Here is an 18,549-nt window from a genome sequence, read left to right as displayed (position 1 = left end):
GCTTGTTCGCCAGCGTCGCCTCCGCCATCGTGACGCCTGGATTCGACGCCGTAGCCATGCCCATCTGGACGCCCGAACAGGATCAAGCGCTGACCGCCGTCGCGCGCTGGCTTGAAACGCCCGGCGCGCGGCAGGTGTTTCGGCTGTTCGGATACGCTGGAACGGGCAAATCGACGCTCGCGCGGCATCTCGCCGAACATGTCGAGGGCGACGTCGCCTTCGCCGCCTTCACCGGCAAGGCGGCGCTCGTCATGCGCTCCAAGGGATGCAAGGACGCGCGCACGATTCATAGCCTCATTTATCGTGCGACCGACACGGAGACCGAAGAGCCGTCCTTCGTTCTCAACGACGACAGCGCCGCGGCGCGCGCGAAACTCATCGTGGTCGACGAATGCTCGATGGTCGACGAGGAGCTCGGCCGCGATCTCCTCTCCTTCGGCAAGAAGGTGCTGGTGCTCGGCGACCCGGCGCAATTGCCGCCGGTGAAAGGCGGCGGCTTCTTCACCGACGCCGAGCCTGACGTGATGCTGACAGAAGTGCATCGGCAGGCGGCGGACAATCCGATCATCCGCCTGTCAATGGCGATCCGCGCCGGCGAGGGCGTCGAGCGCGGCGTCTTCGGCGATACGCGCGTCATCAGCCGCGACTCGCTCGATCCCGCGCTCGTGACCGGCGCCGATCAGGTGCTCGTCGGCCTGAACAAAACGCGGCGCGCCTATAACGGACGCCTGCGCCAGCTGCGCGGCTTTTCGGGTGAGTTGCCGCAGTCCGGCGAGAAGCTCGTCTGCTTGCGCAACAATCGCAAGAAGGGACTTCTGAACGGCGCGCTGTTTACGGTAAAGAGCGCCGGCGCCCTGCGCCGCGGCAAGGTGAGAATGCTGGTGATGCCGGAAGATGGCGAAGCCGCTAAATTTCAGCGCGTGGCGGTCGTGCCGCAACTATTCGGCGCGGAAAGCGATATTCCTTATGCGCTTCGCAAGGACTCGGACGAGTTCGATTTCGGTTATGCGCTGACCGTCCACAAGGCCCAGGGTTCGCAATGGGACGACGTGACGCTTTTCGATGAGTCCTTCGCCTTTCGCGAACATCGGGCGCGGTGGCTCTACACGGGCGTGACGCGCGCCGCGAAAAAGCTGACGCTCGTCATGTGAATTACGGAGCGCGGGCGGCGTTGCAGCGAAGCTGGAATTTATTTTCCCCAGGCGTCGATGGCGTCGGCGAAGACGCGCTCGCCGGAGGGGCCCTTTTCCATATTGATCGTCGCCGCGCGGCCGTCGGTGAGCTGCATCGGCAGGTCGATCGCCGCGAGCGACCGCAACAGCAGAATATTGCGCGCCTCGTGATCGCCGCGCATCAGGCCGATGAGGAAATTATTCTCGGTGATCGGCACGGGAATGCCGGCGACTTTTTCTCCCGACTGTGCATCGGAGCGGCGCATCTGGATGGGGCCGATCGCCTTGACGCCGCCGATGGGACTGCCGGGCGCCACCGTGAACGACACGTTGATGGTGTGCGAGGCCGAAAGGGTGGCGTCGGTGTTCTTGCGAAACAGCAGAGTCATCTTCAGCTTCGCGTCGGGGACGTCGATGTCGCCGCGGATGGCCGATCCGACAGGTTCGCCGGGCCCGCCGACGTTCTCAAGGCGCCAGACGGCGGAGCCGTTGTAGATTTTATCGACTTTCGTGGGCTCGGTGAGCGAGCCGACCCACATCTCCGCCTTTTGCGCCACTGGCACGGCGGGAGCGCGCGGAGTCGACGCTTTGACCGGCTCCCTTTCGCGTCCGACGCGATCGTTGATCTTGCCGCTTTCAGGTCCGTTGGAGGGCGACTGCTCCGGTTTCAGCTTGGCCAAATCCTCGGGCTGCTCGCGAAGCTGCCAGGCGAGCGTTCCGACGACCGCCACGAGCGCCACGACGACGCCGGCGACGGACAGAATGAGACGCTTCGAGCGCTGCGGCCTCGGCGCCGGCGGCAGCGGCGCTGGCGGCCTCTGAGGTTCGCGCAGCGGGACATCGTCGTCGCCCGCGACCGAGGAGTGCGGCGCATCGCGCCTGGTCGATTCTGCGCCATCGCTCGGCGCGCGCTCGACGGGTTTGGCCGTGCTGATCGGATGTGGCTTGCGCGGCGGCGCAGACATCCCATCGAGAGGCCGTGTCGCTTGCGCCTCCTTTGCGGCGCGCTCCGTTTCGACTTGCTGGATCGCGTCTTCGAGCGCGCGGCCCTCGGCGGCGATGTCGGCTTCCGCGACCGGCGGCTGAATGCCGCGCAACTGATTGAACAACGCCTTGCGGGCGCGTTCATAGACCGCTTGGCGCGTGTCCGGCGTGGACTGCGGCAGAGCGGCGACCGCTCTCGCGATCAGAGAATGGTAGTCTGCCATGGTCGGTTAAGAGCACTTCCGGCTTTTGGCGTCAATCCTGACGCCGCCGGAGTCCAAGAAAATCCGGGGACTTCCGGCGTCCGCGTCATGATCGCCTATGCCCCTCAGTTCACTCGACGAATTGACAAATGGAGATCACGCGCTCCCTGGCGCAATGATCGTTTCCGCGCTCATTCTTGCTTCGTTCGCTTGCTTCATTCGCGCGTCTGCGCGCGCCATGAGCATGGATAAGATCTCGAGCATGCAGGAGTCTTGCGACTGGGCGCTGGTTCAGATGGCCGGCGATTTGCCGGATGTCTCGCGCGAAAATAATTGCGAGGCGCTCGCGTCTATTCGCGCCGCTTCCCCCGGGCATGCTGCGCGTTAAACGTCGCCGAGCGGCGGATTGGGGCGCGCCATCCGACGAGCGGGCGGCGGCGCGGCGATCAACCAGTAAATCGACCCCGCCATCGCGCCGGTCAGAAAAAACAGCAGCGCGATTCTTAATTCGAGCGGGCTCGCTTCGCGGGCGCGATCAAGTCCCATCGCCGCGCGGGCGATCCACGGCGACGCGCCGGCGAGCGTCGCGCTCGCGCCCGAATACCAGAGGAGCGAGCGTGCGCCGGCGATCTCGCCGATCAACGCCGCGACCGCGAGCGGCGCGACGCAGGTGGCGATGATCATCGACCAAACGATGAATCCGAATGTCGCCAGAGGATCGGTCCATCCGCCGGCGCGCGCATCTTCTTCGACGAAGGCGAAGAGGCCGGACGTCGCGGCGGCAAACCCCGCTTCCCGCGTCGCCGGGTCGACAAGCGCCGAGACGATAAGAAAAATGGCCCCGACGCCGACGGCGAGGACGAAGCCGAAAGCCATGATCACGATTCGGCGCATCATTGGAGCCGTCTTTCCTGGCGCGCCAAGCTATGGTTCGAGCACCGAATCCCAGTAGAGATAGTCCATCCAGCTTTCGTGCAGGTAATTGGGCGGAAACAGCCGGCCGTTGCGATGCAGGTCGGCGACGCTCGGCTGAAAGGGCGCCTGCGCCGGCGACATATGCGCCTCCTTCGGCAGGCGGTCGCCCTTGCGCAGATTGCACGGCGAACACGCCGCGACGACGTTTTCCCACGTCGTCGCGCCTCCCTTCGATCGAGGAATGACGTGATCGAACGTCAGTTCCTCATGTTCTCCGCAATATTGGCAGGTGAAGCGATCGCGCAGGAACACGTTGAACCGCGTGAACGCCGGCTGACGGGTCGGCCGCACATATTCTTTGAGCGACACGACCGAGGGCAGACGCATCTCGAAGCTGGGGCTTTTGACGGTCTTGTCGTATTCCGAGACGATGTTCACGCGATCAAGAAAGACCGCCTTGATCGCGTCCTGCCACCCCCACAGCGAGAGCGGATAGTAGCTCAGCGGCCGGTAGTCGGCGTTGAGCACGAGCGCGGGGCACGCCTGTGGCGACACGGTCTGTTGACGAAAGTGTGCAGTCACCCTGCTTCCTCTCGGATTGAGGAGGGGCCTGTCGGACCGCGCCAAGGTCCAGCCCTTTGCGATGGCGCATATTTTACAGGCACGACGACAGGCTTGTGAAGGCCCGCGCCGCGCCGTCCGCCGCGGAGGACGGCTTCGCCTTCTGAACGCGATAAACGCTGGTGAAACAGTAAGCTGCAAGAAGCGGCCGGGATCTCAAAAGTAATCGGTATGTCTTTGTTTCGACGACTGCTATGCTGATCTATCGCCGCGCGCCGCTTCGCCGCTCGTCCCTGGCTGTGAGATCGAGGCGAAAACCGCGGATTATTCGCCCCACGCCAGCGCGGCCAAGCCTGGCCCTTGCCCACCGCCGACGGCCTGTTGCCTACTGCTGGAGTGATTCGCCTTCTTCACACGGCCGACTGGCATTTGGGCGCGACGCTGCAGGGCTGGTCGCGCGACGCCGAGCACCGCGACGCGCTGGCGCAGCTTGTCGCCATCGCCCGGGACCGGGCGGTCGACGCCGTCATCGTGGCGGGCGACGTTTTTGACAGCCTCAATCCTTCCGCCGACGCCCAGCGGCTGCTCTATGACACATTGCGCGACTTGCGCGTCGCCTGTCCGCATGCGCGCATCGCGCTCGTCGCCGGCAATCATGACCCGGCGGCGCGACTCGAAGCGCCGCGCGCCTTGTTCGAGATGGCGGACGTCGTTTCGATCGGGGCCTTTGCGCGTCGCGACGGCGCCTTCGACGCCCGCGCGCATCTTTCGCCGATCCGCGACGCCAGCGGCGGAATTGGCGCATATTTGCTCGCGTTGCCTTATCCGCGCGCGGTGGATCTGCCCGTAACGAGCGGAGGCGGCGCCGCCAGCGCCGTGCGCGAGGCCTATCGCGAGGCGGTCGAAAGCGCGCGGCGCGACATCGGCGCGGCGCCGCTCATCGTCACCGGCCATCTTCATGTCGCGGGCGCGCTCGAATCGGAAGGGTCAGAACGACGGATTCTCGTCGGCGGCGAACACGCCCTTCCGTCCGACATGTTTTCGCCCGATATCGCTTATGTTGCGCTTGGCCATCTGCATCGTCCGCAATCCATTGGCCGCGAGACGATCCGCTACTCCGGCTCGCTCATTCCCATGTCGAAGACCGAGATCGGCTATGCGCATGGGGTCAGCATCGTCGAAGTCGATGACAGCGGCGCCGTTGTCGTCGAACATGCGCCGATCATCCGCCCCGTCCGTCATTTGCGGGCGCCGGCGAGCGGCGCTTTGCGCCTTGCTGAACTTGAGTCCGCGCTTGCGGCGCTCGATTTGGACGCTTCGGCGCCGATAGACGCCTGGCCCTTCGCGCATCTCGCGGTCAGTGTCGACGGCCCAGCCGTTGGATTAAAAGCCGAGCTCGACGCCATTTGCGAGAAATTCCCGCTGCGCGTCGTTTCGACCAGCGTCGAGCGGACGCAAGCGCCGGCGGCGGCCCCGACGCCGCTGCGCCTTGCCGAGCGCAAACCGACGGATTTGTTTCGCGAAGCTTTTGAGCAGGCGCACGGCGTCGCCCCGACCGACAATCATTTCGACTGTTTCGAGCGTCTTCTGCAGGAGGCGTGACATTGCGCATTCTGGCGATCAGAGGCGCTAATCTCGCCAGTCTCGCCGAAGGCTTTGCCATCGACTTCGACAGCGAGCCGCTGCGCTCGGCGGGGCTCTTCGCTATCACTGGGGAAACCGGGGCGGGCAAGTCGACGATTCTCGACGCGATCTGTCTCGCGCTTTATGACAAATTCCCGCGCGTCGTCGCAGCTGGCGCGAGCGAAGGCGCGCCAGATCCCTCCGGAGAGACGCTCGGCTCTGGCGACCCGCGCGCAATTCTTCGTCGCGGCGCCGGACGCGGGTTCGCCGAAGTCGATTTTATCGGCATGGACGGGCTGCGCTACCGGTCGCGCTGCGACCTGCAGCGCGCGCGCGGCAGAGCGTCGGGGGCGTTGCAAAAGCGCGTCAGGTCGCTGTGGCGAATCGACGAGGCCGGCGAAATCGTCGCGCCGGTCGAGAGCGGCATAGAGCCCGTCAACGCCCGCGTCGTCGAATTGACGGATCTCACCTTCGACCAGTTTCGTCGCACGGCGCTTTTGGCGCAGGGCGAATTCGACGCGTTTTTGCGCGCCGACGCGAAGGAGCGCGCCGAACTTCTCGAAAAAATCACCGGCGCAGAAATCTATGGCGTTCTGTCGCAGCGGGCCTTTGAGCGCGCCCGCGAGGCGCAGCAGGCGACGACGCTTATCGAACGCCGTCGCGCCGAAATCGGCGTGATGTCGGAAGAGGAGCGCGCCGCAGTCGAGGCGGACGTCGCAGCGACCGAAGCCGAACGCGCGCAGGTCGCCGAAAGGCGCGCCGCGACGGCTGATGCGCTGCGCCGGTTCGACGCCTTGGCTCAGGCGCACGCAAAACTCGCGCAGGCGATGTCGGCGCGCGAGGGCGCCTTGCGGGCGTTTGACGAGATGGCGCCGCGGCGCGAAACGCTTGCGGCGCTCGCGCGGGTCGAGCCGCTGTGCGCGCCGCGGGACGAGATGCGGCGCACCGAGGAAGCGCAAACGGCGGCGCTCAAAGACGACGCCGACGCGAAAGCGAAAGCGGGCGCCGCGCAGGAAGCGTTCGCCGCTTTTGAGGCGCAAGCGCGCTCCGCTGCGGAGGCGGTGGCCGCCTCGGAAGCGGAGATCGCCCGGTTCGCGCCGATCTGGTCCGAAGCCGCGGCGCTCGACGCGCGCATCGCCAACCTGGCGCAGGAGGAGGCGAAGGCGCGGAGCGTCGCTCAGGACGCCGCGTCGCGCGCGCAGGCGAAGCGGGACGAACGCGCCGAAACAAGCGAACGGCGCGCCGATATCGAACGCGAGAAGGAGAGGGCGCTCGCCGATCTTGCGCGCCTCGAGCCGGCGCGGGCGCTCAGCGAACGCTGGCGAGACATCGACGATTGGCTGACGAAGCGCGCCGAAATCTCGCAGGCTAGGCGGGAATGCGATCGCGCGCTCGTTGCGGCCTTGGCCGACATCGATCGAGGCGACGCCACGCTTGCGGACTTTCACGCGCGCGACGCGCAGGACAGAGCCGCCTGCGAAAAGCTGGCCGGGCAAATCACCGACCGCGACGGCGCGCTCGCCGCGCTCGACGAACCGGCCGCGCTCGCGCGCGCCGACGATTTGGCGCGCGCCGTCGAGCTGAACGAAGCTTTGCGCAGATGCGCGCGCGCATTTGACGAGGCGGACGTCGCGGTGGCTTCCGCGCATCAGGACATCGACCGCTACGCTCAGGACGAAGCGGCGGTTCGACAGAAGCTTGAAGGATTGCATTCGGAGCGCGCGCGACAGGCGGCGCAAGGCGCCGAGGCCGAACGCTTCGGCGAATTGGCGGACGCCGCGGCGGATCCCCATGCGCTGCGATTGCGCGCGGCGTTGACCGATGATGCGCCGTGTCCCGTGTGCGGCGCGCGCGAACATCCTTTCGCCGAGACGCATGACGCGGCGCGCGCGTTAATCGAAGCGCTGCGGGCGCGGCGCGACGAGGCGCGGCGAACGCTCAGCAGATTGGACGAGGAGGCTGTCTCCTTGAGCGCGCGGGCGGCGCAGGCGCATGCGCTTCACGAAGACGCGTCGCGTCGCGCGGCGCAAGCGCAAGCGGCTCGCGCGCGCGCCGAGGCTGAATATGCGTCGCTGCTGACTGCGGATCGCGCGCGAGATATGACGCCGGAGCTGGCGCCGCCGACGACGATACCATCAGCCTCGCCGCGACTGCAGGCGTTGGCGAAGGAGCTTGCGACCGCGCGCGATGGCGTCGCGCAAAAGCTTCTCGCCGCGCGTCGGCTGCGAGAGGAGCGGGATCGGCTGCGCGAAGAGCGCGACGCGATTCGGCTGGCGCTCGACGCGCGGCAGGAGGAGCGCGCGGCGCTCGCCCATTCGCTCGAAGCGGCGCGCGAGACGCGGGCCCGCGCGAAAGCAGAAGGCGCGGGATTGATCGAGCGTCTCGACTCGCTCGATCGCGCGCTCGCGCCTTATCTCCAGCTTTGCGACCTCTCGGCCGCGGATCTCGATCGCGACGCCGCTTCTGCCCGCCGCCGGCTCGAGGCGGCGGGCGCGCAATATCGGGAGGCGCTGGCGCGGTCGGATGAAATCGCCGCAAAACTCGCCGCGATCGGGCTGACCGCGGAGCGCATTGCGGCGGAAGCAGACAGCGCATGCGCCCGCGAGGCTGAAGCGAAGGGTGATCATCAGGCGCGCGCAAGGAGCCTGGCAGAGGCCCGCGATGCGCGCGCGCTGCTTCTGGAGGGAGAAGCGACGGCCGCGCATCGGTCGCGCATCGAGGCGGGCCACCGGGCGGCTCTTGCGGCGCGGGACGAGGCGCGCGACCTTCTCGCTGAAGCCCAGCAGTGGAAAACCGCCTGCGAGACGCGTCACGCCCATTGCGCCAGCGCGGCGGAAAGCGCGGCGGCGCGCGCCGAAGTAGCGCGCATGGCCTTTGCGACGGCGCTCGAGGGCGCCGGCTTCGACGAGGCGACTGCGGCGCCTCTTCTTGCGATGTCGCGCGAAGCGCAGGCGGAGCTGCGCCGCGCCGTCGAAGCGGCGCAAGCCGGGCGCGCCGCCGCCGAGGCCGCCGTCAACGCGCGGCAGGTGGATTTCGATGAAGCCCAGGCCGTCGCTCCGGCGGACGTTTCGCGTGAGCAGCTCGCCGCGGAGGAGAAGAGCATCTCGGGTCGCCTCGACGAATTGTCGGCGCGGCTCGGCGGGCTGCGCGAGCGCGGCGCGAAGGATGATGAGGCGCGACAACGCGCGACAGCGCTCGCCGACGAGCTCGAACGGGCGCGCATCAACGCCAAACTCTGGAGCGAGATCAATGACGCCATCGGCTCGGCGAGCGGCGACAAGTTCCGCCGTTTCGCGCAGGCCGCGACGCTGCAGCATCTCGTCGGGCTCGCCAATCAGCGCCTGGCGCTGCTTGCGCCGCGCTATGCGCTCGAGCGCTCGGGCGAGGCCGGGTCGCTGGGCCTCCAGATCATCGACCGCGATCTTGGCGACGAGCGCCGTTCGACGCGTTCGCTCTCCGGCGGGGAGCGCTTCCTCGCGTCGCTGGCGCTCGCCTTGGCGCTCGCCGGACTCGAGGGGCGCGATTCATTCGTCGACACGCTGTTCATCGATGAAGGATTCGGCGCGCTCGATTCGGCGACCCTCGACGTCGTCATCGACGCGTTGGAGACGCTGCAGGGGCAGGGCAGGCGGGTTGGCGTGATCAGCCATGTCGATTCGCTCCAGCAGCGCATCGCCACGAAAATCTGCGTCGAGCGACGAGGCGGCGGAGTCAGCGTGGTGCGGCTGCGCGCGCCGAATTACGCGTGACGCGTAATGCCACTCGCCGACCACGAAAGAAGTAGCCGATCGATTCTTCCGGTGCGGATGAGTTGCGTCGAAAAAGCCGCAAATTTGCGATGACGCTTTCGGAAAAAAACTTCTGCTGTGACGGCAAAGCCACAAAAAACAATGATCAGTCGCCAGGACTGTGGCGCTGGCGCCACACCAGCTCTCACTCGCAACGTCACATTACGGCTAGGGCAAAGTTTGTCACGGGCCTGTCATCCAGCGTCGGCTTCACTGTCGCCCGAAAGCTAACCGGGGGATTGAATTATGAAACTTGGAGTTGGACAACGCGCGCTCGCCATCGCTGCGTTCGGCTTATTTACTTCGGCTTCGGCCACTCCGGCCGCGGCCGACACCGCGTCCGAGCTTCGCGAATTGAAGGCGCGGCTGCAGCAGCTTGAAGCGCAGGTCGCCAAGCAGCGCGCCGAGGTCAAGCGCGCGACGAATGTCGCGAACGCCGCTCAGGCGCATGTGAGCAAGGACGGCCATGGCCATCCGCCGCCGCCGCCGGTCTTCGTCAGCTTCAAGAACGGCCTCTTCGTCGAAACCGAAGACAAGGCCTTCTCCTTCCATGTCGGCGGCCGCGTTCACGCCGACGGCGGCTGGCAGAGCGATCCGGCCAATGGCGACGCGAGCAATGTGCTGCTGCGCCGCGCCCGTCTCGACATCGCCGGCAAGGCGTTCAAATATTGGTATTACCGGACGCAGTTTGAATTCGGCGGAAGCAGCGGCGCTGTGAGCGCGGCCAACGTTCGCGACGCCTGGCTGGCGTTCAAATATCCGATTCTGGCGAAGTTCGGCTTGCCCTATGAGCGCGATATCGTCATTCAGCTCGCCAATCAGTTGAGGCCTTTGGGTCTCGAGGCGATGAGCACCTCGAATTCCGGCATCACCTTCATCGAGCGTTCGATGATGTCTGACGCGTTCAACACGCCACGGCGACATCTCGGCGCGTCGATCTCCACCGGCGATCATAATTGGGGCGTCAAGACGGGCATCTACAGCACCAGCCCGCAGGATACGGCCAACCGTCCATTCAACAATCAGCTCGGCCAGTATTGGGAAGTTGACGGCCGCGCGGTCTACCTGCCGATCCGTACGGAAGAGGATCTGATCCATATCGGCGCCACGGGCCGATACTATAAGAACAACGGCGCGAGCAGCGCTTCGAACGACGAATTGCTGGTCGGTCGCGGCGTGCGCAACGAGGCGAATGCGCTCAACACGCGCCTGCTCGGCACGCCGGACATGTCGTGCAATCCGGGCGGACCGTTCAGTCTCGCCGGCTCACGCTGGGCGGCTAACACGACTCTCAACGGCCAACTCGTCCAGAACAACTGTCTGAGGAGCGTCGCAGCTTTCAACCTGGAGTTTGTCGCCATACACGGCCCCTTCAGCATCCAGGCCGAATATTCGCGCTCTTACTATAGCCGCGACTCCTACACGTCGGCGGGTTTGCTGATCACCCCCACCGCCTTGACGGGCGTCCCCGCGTTTCAGGCGGCGCGCCTTGCTGCGGGACAGGGTCTGCAAAGCTCCGCGTCATTCGACGGCTTTTATGCGCAGGCTCAGCTGTTCCTGACGGGCGAAACGCGCATCACCGGCTACACGGACATCGAGCACAACATCAACACGCCCTACACCTTCTCGACGGCGCCCAAGATCCTCAATCCGATCAGCAAGGGCGGCTATGGCGCCTGGGAAGTCGCGGCGCGCTGGAGCTCGATCAATCTCGACAACGGCGCGCAAGGCGCCTGGAGCTATCTCCCGGCCTATGGCGCGCTTGGCCTCGTTCCCGGCGTCGCCACTCCTACGGGACTGATCCCGGCCACTCTCGCCGCGAATTCGGTCGGGCTCACCGGCGGCCGCGTCAACAAGATCACGCTGGGCCTGAACTGGTATCCGGAAAAGGGCTACCGCTTCCTGTTCAACTACGGCCGCGTCCTCGCCAATGTCGCGCCCTACAACCAGCCTTGGCTCAACTCGAACGACACCAACTCCTTCCTCACCCGCGCGGAAGTCTGGTGGTAAGAGACTCTCACGTCTGACTCTCAAGCAATCCCGCTGGGTTCTCCCGGCGGGATTTTTGTTTTGATCTACGTTTGCGGGAACCGCGCAGGGGCGGGGGCTTTACACGAAAGCCGTTCGAACGGCTCGGATTGTCATTCCCAACGCGCGCGATCGGGAATCAAGACCAAGACCAGCGTTTTTGGATTGGGTCTGGATTCCCGGTCAGGCCTTTGGCCTGCGGGGAATGGCGCCGTCCAAGCGAACGAATTAGCTGGAATCCATATCACTCGTGCCACATCCGGATCAGATCGCCGATGATTTTGAGCTGCAGATCGGCGACGGCGTCATGTCCGTTCTTTTCCATATAGGCGCCAAGAACGGCGTTGAGATCTCGTAGAACTTTGCGGCGGCCTTCGTCGCGGATGCGGCTCTTGATCCAGCCGACGCAGGCGAGACGGCTGCCGCGCGTCACCTTGGCGACGCGATGCGTCAGGCCGGTCGAATAGACGAAGATGCTGCCGATTTTCGGTTTGACCTTGATGAGCCCGTGCTCCTGCTCGAGAACGAGTTCGCCGCCATCATAGTTGCTGTGATCCTCCAGAAACAAAGTGAAGGACAAATCGCAGCGCACGCCTTCCATGATCGGCGAATCCGAATGATTGCCGTATTCCATTCCCTCGTCGTAGCGATTGACGATCACGCCGACGAGCTTCTCCGGCATCGCGAAGAGATCGACGCCCGGGTGCGCAAGGATGAGCGACTTGATCTCGTCGACGACTTTGCCCGCCTTGCGCTCGTCAAGCTGAAGATTTTTCTTGACGTTCGCCGCCATTCCGCCTGCCGTCGACGCTCCCGAAACAAAGGGCGCGTTGAGAATGCGCTGGCGCAAGCGCGCGCATTGGTCGTCGTCGAGAAAATCATCGATGAGCAGCACGTTCGTCGCTTTCAAAAATAAGCGAGATAAACCCGCGCTACGCCAACGAGACGCCGTTGGGATAGCGCCGATGACGGCGTCGTTTTGATTGGGCGAGCGAGGCGTGTGCGCCTCGCCAGGTTGCTGAAGTTCGCGTCCAACATGCCCAAAGATAGTCTTTGCGGCAAGTCCGCCGGTTAGGACGAGACTGACCTAGCGAGACGAAGCGTCCACTCGAATCCAGAGCAGGGATTCCCGGCTGAAGGTTCGTGAACGACGAATGAGAACGTCCCGGATATCGGGAACATTCTCATTCGAATCCACCTTCGACTCACGTCTTTTCTGAATGTGATCTCGGACCCGATCTTTCGCTCACGGGAGCGCTCGCAGGCTTCGATCCTGCGAGCGGCTGATCGACGAGGATTGTTTCAGCCCCGTTCAGCCAAGTCCGCCACCACGCCCCTGCGGCGATAAGCTTTGCGCCCGGTGGATCGACCGTGGTCGGCGGGCTTTTGCCCACGGCCGGCAGGTCAGAAGCCTGCAGCTGTCGCGGTCCCTTTACAGGGCCCGTTTGTAGCGCCCCATCGCTTTTGGGGTTGGGGCTCTGTTGTCCATCGCAGGGAGGCGACGCGCCCTGGCGTTCGCCTAACCCGAACCGATAGTCGCAGGCGTCTGTTGCTGAGGTATTTCTGAAAATGGAGCTGTGTTTCTGTAATGTTTACGCAGCGTATAACGCAGCAATAATATTGCTGAAAGTTTGCTGGAATTGATAAAGCTTGGCACAGTGCGATTGTTGTCATAAAAAGTATAAGCACGTACGCAAAGTTATATGCTGCGTACTAAAATAGTTGTGTAGTTATAAGTCTTGTTTGATCAATCAATGGCATTTGGTGCTGTATAAATATGTACTTAAAGGTGTGGTACGCAGGCAACACATTAATTAGATCTTCAAAATACTAAGCTTGTACTTTATAAGTCATGGAGCTGTCATCCTGTGATGGCCATAAGTCGCGCGTTGTTTTCTAACGCTAATGAAGGCGCGAGGCTGACATGAGAATATCGACGAAGAAACGAGCGCTTGCCGGGGCGGCGCTTGGCGTTCTGCTTTTGGCGACCGGCGCGAATGCGGCGGGACACGACGCGCTCGAGCTGCGGGTGCAGGCGCTGGAGGCGGAACTCGCCAGACTTCGGAGCGATGCGAACGGCGGCGCGCACCACAGGCGCGCGGGCAAGGCGGCGCCGGCGCACGTCGAACAAGCGGCTGTCGCGCCGCCGTCCTCCGGACTCCCCGGCCCGGATCACCTGTATTTCAAAGGTCTGGAAATCACGCCCGCCGGCTTCTTCGCGGCGGAAAGCGTCTATCGCAGCCGTTGGATGGGCGCCGACATCAATACGCCGTTCCAAAATATTCCATACGGCTTCATACCCGGCACGCACACGTCAGAATGGCGCGCGAGCGCTCGTCCGTCGCGTCCGGCCTTGATGATCAAGGCCGATCTCGACAAGCAGACCCATCTCATGGCGTATGGCGAGGTCGACTTCCTTGGCGCGGCGCAGACGGCGAACTCGAACCTGAGCAATTCCTACAATGTTCGCCTGCGTCAGGCCTATGGCAACGTCGACTTCGACGAATACGGCGTGCACGTTGCGGCTGGCCAGATGTGGTCGCTCGTGACGATGAATTCGGTCGGCATCCGGCCCGATACGTCCCTGCAGCCGCCCGTCATCGATCACCAGTACCTTCCGGGCTATAACTGGGCGCGTCAACCTGGCTTCCGCCTCACCAAGGACTTCAACAAGCAGATTTGGGCCTCGCTCGCCATCGAAAGCGGCGCCACAACCTTCACCCCGCCGGGCCCCACGGCGTTCGGCACGACCGTTCTCCCGCTCGAGGGCTCGCCGATCCTCTTGGCGCCCCCGACCGGCGGCGGCCTGTTCTTCTCCGGCAATAATTACTCTTTCAACCGCATCCCCGACGTGATCGGCAAGCTAGCTTGGGACGGCCAGGTCATAGACCGCAAGATCCATGTCGAAGGCTTCGGCATTTTGCGCGACGTGACGGACCGCTCCTACTGGGGCAATCATAGCCAGTGGGGCGGCGGCGGCGGCGGCGGCGTCGTTGTGCAGCTGTGGCCGAATCTGCTCGACTTCCAGTTCACCGGCATGATCGGCAAGGGCATCGGCCGTTACGGCGCGGGCGGTCTGCCGGACGCCACTTTCCAATTGTCTGGCGCGCCGCAGTGGATCGCCGAGCGCATCGCTATGGCGGGCGTGACCCTGCACGCCACGCCGCAAACGGACGTCTATGCCTTCGTCGGCGGCGAATTTGCCGGGCAGCAACCGCAATGGAGCAATATCGGCGGAACGCTTTTCGTCGGCGGCCTCGGAAACTGGGCCTACAACACTACCGGCTGCGGCCTCGAAAACGACGTGGCGGCCGCCGCGGTGGCTACGAACGCCTCGATCTTTCCGTGTTCGAGCCAGACAAAAGACCTGCGTCAGATCACGGGGGGCATTTGGCATACGCTCTATAGCGGTCCTGCCGGAAAGATTAAGGCCGGCGCGCAGTATTCCTATAGTGTGAGAAACGGCTTCGCCGGCTGGGGCGGGGCGCCGCGTGGGGACGAAAACATGGTCTTCACGAGCCTTCGCTATTATCCGTTCGACGGCCCCTCCGGCGTTCTCGCCCCTGTCGTCTCCAGGTTCTGATCAAAGGATCGACGAAGACGCTTCGGGTCGAGCGCGTTCATGAATCTCGGTTCGTGAACGCGTTCCTGAAATGGGGCCGTTTCCCATTTCGAACCGGCGTCCGCTTCGGCGGAAAACGCGCGATGCTCAGCGTGGCTTGAATCCGTCGCAGCGGACGCTTGAAGAAGTTCGCCCATGAGCCTCCGACCTGCTCGCGGTTCCACTCAAAAATTTGCGGATGCGCGACGCCGCCGAGCTTTGTTTCCGCCCGCCGAGCTAAAGGCCCGGCTGGCCTTTCTGCGCGCCAGCTGTCGGCGGCGACGCATGTCGCTAACCATTCGTTAAGGTTAACGCCCCACCCTGTGGCCGAACATAACGGGATGTGCGGGGCGGACTTGACGATTCGGCGGGCGAAGCAAGCATCCGTCCTGGCGGCGACGCTCGGGGCGTTGCTCTCGACCACCGCCGGCGCATCCGAGAGCGCCATCGAGACGCGACTGCGCATGCTGGAAGCGGAGATCGCCAGGCTTCGTCCGCTGGAAGCCGAGGTCGCCAAGCTTCGTCAGGAGGCGCGGCGGTCGAAATCTGCGTCGCGAAGTTCGAACTCGAAGGACCGCTCACAGCAAAGCGCGACGAATATCGCCAATGGCGCTGCGTCCAAGGGGTCCTCCGATACGCCCCCGCGGCCGCCGGTGTTCGTCAGCTTCAAGAACGGCCTCTTCGTCGAGACCGAAGACAAGGCGTATAGCTTCAAGGTCGGCGGCCGCATCCTCATCGACGGCGGCGGCATCGCTCTGCCGCTCAACGGTTTCGATAATCAGGTCGGCGGGCGCCAGCTTCGGCTCGAGGTCGAAGGCAAGGCCGCGCAGATCTACTTCTACAAGCTGCAATACGACTTCACCGGAACAAGCCAGATCACCGGCGTCAATCACGTGTACGGCGGCGTTCGCGACGCCTATTTTGGCGTCCAAAGCCCGCTGTTGACGCTGCCTTTCGCCAAGGAGCCGGCCTACGTCATGGTCGGCAGCATGTTCGAGCCCTTCAGCGTCGAGGCGATCAATTCCTCAAAATACCGCGACTTTATCGAGCGCTCGCTTGCGGTCGACACCTTCCAGCCGGATCGTCATATCGGCCTTGCGATGGGCGCCTATGGCGACGACTGGACCTTCAAGGGCGGCATCTTCAGCACCAGCTTTGGCGACGCGAGCCTCAACCCCGCGCGCGGTTATCCGGCGACCTGGGGCATTCCGCGACTTTACATACCCAACGCCGGCGGCGGCGCGCCATTCCCGTCCAACACGACTTGGTACCAAGCCACAGGCGGCGGGCAGTATTTCGACCTGACCGGCCGCTTGACCTATGCGCCGATCCACACCGAGCACGATCTTCTCCATGTCGGCGTTTCGGGCCGATATCATCAGCCAAACGACTCCACGGCGGCGAACGACGACCGGGTCCTTGCGCTCGGCAACCGCATCAGATCTGAAGCCAATATTCTCGGGCAGGGCCTCATTGGCACGCCGGATCTTTCCTGCGGCACGATCGTGGGACCGGTCCCCCAAAACCTCTTCAACAGCTCCGCCTTCGCCGGAAAATGCACCAAGAATGTCGAATCCTTCGGCGTTGAATTGGCGGCGTCGCATGGGCCGTTCGGCGTCCAGGCGGAATATTTCGGCGCCTTCTACAACCGCGATCAAAACGCGATCAACCGTGCGACCTATCTGACGGCGGCTTCGGCGGCGACCGGCGTCATTCCCGTCAACGGCTCTCTGGTTCCGTTCAATCCGGGAGGACGGTCGGCCTATTTCGACGGCTATTACATCCAGGGCACCTATTGGATCACCGGCGAAGAGCGCGCGCAGTCCTACGACATCCGCGACAAGAACGGCGCGACCTTTAATCAGCTCAAGATCAAAAATCCGCTCAGCGCAGGCGGTTATGGCGCCTGGGGCTTGGCTGCGCGCTTCAGCTCCGTTGACCTCAACAACGGGCCCTACAACGGGAACACCCTCTATAATCTGCTCGCGCTGACGACCTTCGTCGCGCCAAATCCATTCGCCCGGACCTACATCGCCAACGCCGGGATAAACGGCGGCCGTCAGCAGAATCTTACGATCGGCGTCAACTGGTACCCGGACGTGGGCGTCGCAATCCAGGCGAACTGGACGCGCGTGATGAACATCGTCGCGCCATTGAATCTTTACAATGGTGGTCCATTCCCCACGCTTATCGGCGCCAATTATACCGGCGCGCATCCCAATCTGTTTGAGGTTCGCGCCAAGGTCTATTGGTAAGCGGCGCCATTCGGAGGAAACGGCGGGCGTTTCTGGGCCTTTCCTGGCGTTTCCCTGTACGCCCTGCGATGCTATATCTTTCGGAATCTAATCCGCCGAAAGGGAGCGTTCGGCTTCGCCGATGAGGTCGCTTGTGACGACGCTCAGGCGCCTTGTGGGGCGTCCATTTCCCCGGCGCTACGGGTCGAGAACGCGCATGAACCGCTATGACCGCCAGCCTCAGCCCGCTGAAGAGGCCGTCGTCGAATATCTTGACGGCGAATATCGCGTGCGCAAGCCCGGCGCCTATGTGCGCTGCGCCGTCACCGGCGAGCCGATCCCGCTCGAGGATCTGCGCTATTGGAATGTCGATCTGCAGGAGCCGTACAGCGGGCCGCACGCCAAGCTGATGCGTCTTGGCGTCAAGAAGCCCGATTAAGGATCGCAAAGGCGCGCTTCATCCGCCCTGCGCAGCCCGCGAAGCGCCCTGTCGAGAACGGCGGCGTCATCGAAAACGAGAGTGACGGGCAGCGTATCGACGTCGAGCGTCGCAAGCTGACCGCCCATTCGCGCCGCATCCTTTTCCGTCGTGACGAGCCGCGCGCCCTGTTCCTGCCGCAACTTCGATAGGCTCGCGCAATCTCTTTGCGTGAATCGGCGGTGATCGGCGAATGAGACCCGCGCCGCGACGTCGGCGCCGGACGCCTCCAATAAGCTGAAGAATTTCTCTGGCCGCGCGATTCCCGCGAAAGCGACGACGCGCGCGCCTCGCATCGCTTCGGCGGCGTTCGCGTCGGGCGCCAAATGCGCGGCGATAATTGGTTTGTTCGCGCGCGCGGCGATGTCGCGTCCGGGCGCGCCGTCGCCGATGACGACCAGAATATCCGCCGCCGCAAGCTGCGCATCGAGCGGCGCGCGCAAAGGACCGGCCGGGAGGCAACGGCCATTGCCGGCTCCATAGTCCGAGTCGATCACGATCAGCGTCAGGTCGGGCGCGATGCGACGGCTGTGGAAGCCGTCGTCGAGAATGACGACGGTGGCGCCGAGGCGCCGCGCCAGGTCTGCGCTCGCAAGTCGGTCTGCGCCGACGATCGTCGGCGCGGCGCGCGCAAGCAGCAGCGCTTCGTCGCCGACGTCGTCGGCGCCGTGACGCGTCAGGTCCGCGACGAAGGAGGATGTTCCGCCGCGCCTGCGGCGATAGCCCCGGGTGAGAAGGGCGGGGCGCTCTCCCGCCGCCTCGAGACGGCGCGCGAGGGCGAGGGCGAGTGGCGTCTTGCCGTCGCCGCCCGCGGTCGGTCCGCCGATGACGATGGTCGGCAAGCTGGCGCGCGGCGCGTCGCGAGCGAGCCGCTTGCGCGCAATGTCGCCAAAGAGCGCGCCGAGCGGAGACAGCAGCCGCGCCGCCGCGCCGTCTTCACGCCAGAAGGCGGGCGCGCGCAT

General features: G+C 64.4%; 12 protein-coding genes. 7 read left to right on the top strand and 5 right to left on the bottom strand.

Annotated features, from left to right (window positions below; all coding sequences use genetic code 11):
• Positions 1–56 precede the first annotated feature (56 nt).
• Positions 57–1,151 (top strand): ATP-dependent DNA helicase, encoded by a 1,095-nt coding sequence (locus BN69_RS02820; RefSeq protein WP_014890031.1) that lies wholly within the window; start codon positions 57–59, stop codon positions 1,149–1,151.
• Positions 1,152–1,189: 38 nt separating this feature from the next.
• Here the strand turns inward: BN69_RS02820 and BN69_RS02815 are convergent, their stop codons facing one another.
• The 3 genes from BN69_RS02815 to BN69_RS02800 all read right to left on the bottom strand — a co-directional run bounded on the left by BN69_RS02815 (position 1,190) and on the right by BN69_RS02800 (position 3,856).
• Positions 1,190–2,380, bottom strand: a complete 1,191-nt coding sequence (locus BN69_RS02815; RefSeq protein WP_014890030.1) for a hypothetical protein — start codon at positions 2,378–2,380, stop codon at positions 1,190–1,192.
• Positions 2,381–2,743: 363 nt separating this feature from the next.
• Positions 2,744–3,256: a hypothetical protein gene (locus BN69_RS02805; RefSeq protein WP_041926770.1), complete on the bottom strand. Its 513-nt coding sequence runs from the start codon at positions 3,254–3,256 to the stop codon at positions 2,744–2,746.
• Positions 3,257–3,283: 27 nt separating this feature from the next.
• Positions 3,284–3,856: an HNH endonuclease gene (locus tag BN69_RS02800; RefSeq protein WP_173370386.1), complete on the bottom strand. Its 573-nt coding sequence runs from the start codon at positions 3,854–3,856 to the stop codon at positions 3,284–3,286.
• A gap of 375 nt (positions 3,857–4,231) precedes the next feature.
• On the opposite strand from BN69_RS02800, the gene BN69_RS02795 reads away from it, so the two are divergent.
• The 3 genes from BN69_RS02795 to BN69_RS02785 all read left to right on the top strand — a co-directional run bounded on the left by BN69_RS02795 (position 4,232) and on the right by BN69_RS02785 (position 11,256).
• Positions 4,232–5,437, top strand: a complete 1,206-nt coding sequence (locus BN69_RS02795; protein ID WP_014890026.1) for an exonuclease SbcCD subunit D — start codon at positions 4,232–4,234, stop codon at positions 5,435–5,437.
• Positions 5,434–9,207 (top strand): AAA family ATPase, encoded by a 3,774-nt coding sequence (locus tag BN69_RS02790; RefSeq protein WP_014890025.1) that lies wholly within the window; start codon positions 5,434–5,436, stop codon positions 9,205–9,207. Before BN69_RS02795 ends, BN69_RS02790 begins: the two co-directional genes overlap by 4 nt.
• Positions 9,208–9,492: 285 nt before the next feature.
• Entirely contained in the window at positions 9,493–11,256 is a 1,764-nt protein-coding gene (locus tag BN69_RS02785) for an OprO/OprP family phosphate-selective porin (RefSeq protein ID WP_014890023.1), read from the top strand.
• A gap of 262 nt (positions 11,257–11,518) precedes the next feature.
• Here the strand turns inward: BN69_RS02785 and BN69_RS02780 are convergent, their stop codons facing one another.
• On the bottom strand, positions 11,519–12,169 hold the full coding sequence (locus tag BN69_RS02780) for a Fe2+-dependent dioxygenase (protein WP_014890022.1): 651 nt from the start codon (positions 12,167–12,169) through the stop codon (positions 11,519–11,521).
• A gap of 1,029 nt (positions 12,170–13,198) precedes the next feature.
• Between BN69_RS02780 and BN69_RS02775 the strand changes: the two genes are divergently transcribed.
• From BN69_RS02775 to BN69_RS02765, 3 genes are all read left to right on the top strand, one after another.
• Entirely contained in the window at positions 13,199–14,857 is a 1,659-nt protein-coding gene (locus BN69_RS02775; RefSeq protein WP_014890021.1) for a hypothetical protein, read from the top strand.
• Positions 14,858–15,231: 374 nt separating this feature from the next.
• On the top strand, positions 15,232–17,130 hold the full coding sequence (locus BN69_RS02770) for an OprO/OprP family phosphate-selective porin (protein WP_244435021.1): 1,899 nt from the start codon (positions 15,232–15,234) through the stop codon (positions 17,128–17,130).
• Between the two features lie 196 nt (positions 17,131–17,326).
• The gene (locus tag BN69_RS02765; protein WP_014890019.1) at positions 17,327–17,548 is read left to right on the top strand and encodes a DUF2093 domain-containing protein; all 222 of its coding nucleotides are present in this window, start codon (positions 17,327–17,329) and stop codon (positions 17,546–17,548) included.
• Here BN69_RS02765 and lpxK read toward each other — a convergent pair.
• Positions 17,545–18,549, bottom strand: a complete 1,005-nt coding sequence (gene lpxK / locus BN69_RS02760; protein WP_014890018.1) for a tetraacyldisaccharide 4'-kinase — start codon at positions 18,547–18,549, stop codon at positions 17,545–17,547. The genes BN69_RS02765 and lpxK overlap by 4 nt on opposite strands.

This window comes from Methylocystis sp. SC2, assembly GCF_000304315.1.
Lineage (GTDB): Bacteria > Pseudomonadota > Alphaproteobacteria > Rhizobiales > Beijerinckiaceae > Methylocystis.
Note: the sequence above shows the minus strand (reverse complement) of the source record. Positions and strands in the feature narration are given on the sequence as shown.

What these genes read in the sequence shown, in the direction of transcription:
- BN69_RS02820 (WP_014890031.1), top strand. Translation starts at nt 57, where the DNA reads ATGCCCATCTGGACGCCCGAACAGGATCAAGCGCTGACCGCCGTCGCG.
- BN69_RS02815 (WP_014890030.1), bottom strand. Translation starts at nt 2,380, where the DNA reads ATGGCAGACTACCATTCTCTGATCGCGAGAGCGGTCGCCGCTCTGCCG.
- BN69_RS02805 (WP_041926770.1), bottom strand. Translation starts at nt 3,256, where the DNA reads ATGATGCGCCGAATCGTGATCATGGCTTTCGGCTTCGTCCTCGCCGTC.
- BN69_RS02785 (WP_014890023.1), top strand. Translation starts at nt 9,493, where the DNA reads ATGAAACTTGGAGTTGGACAACGCGCGCTCGCCATCGCTGCGTTCGGC.
- BN69_RS02775 (WP_014890021.1), top strand. Translation starts at nt 13,199, where the DNA reads ATGAGAATATCGACGAAGAAACGAGCGCTTGCCGGGGCGGCGCTTGGC.
- BN69_RS02765 (WP_014890019.1), top strand. Translation starts at nt 17,327, where the DNA reads ATGAACCGCTATGACCGCCAGCCTCAGCCCGCTGAAGAGGCCGTCGTC.
- lpxK (WP_014890018.1), bottom strand. Translation starts at nt 18,549, where the DNA reads ATGCGCGCGCCCGCCTTCTGGCGTGAAGACGGCGCGGCGGCGCGGCTG.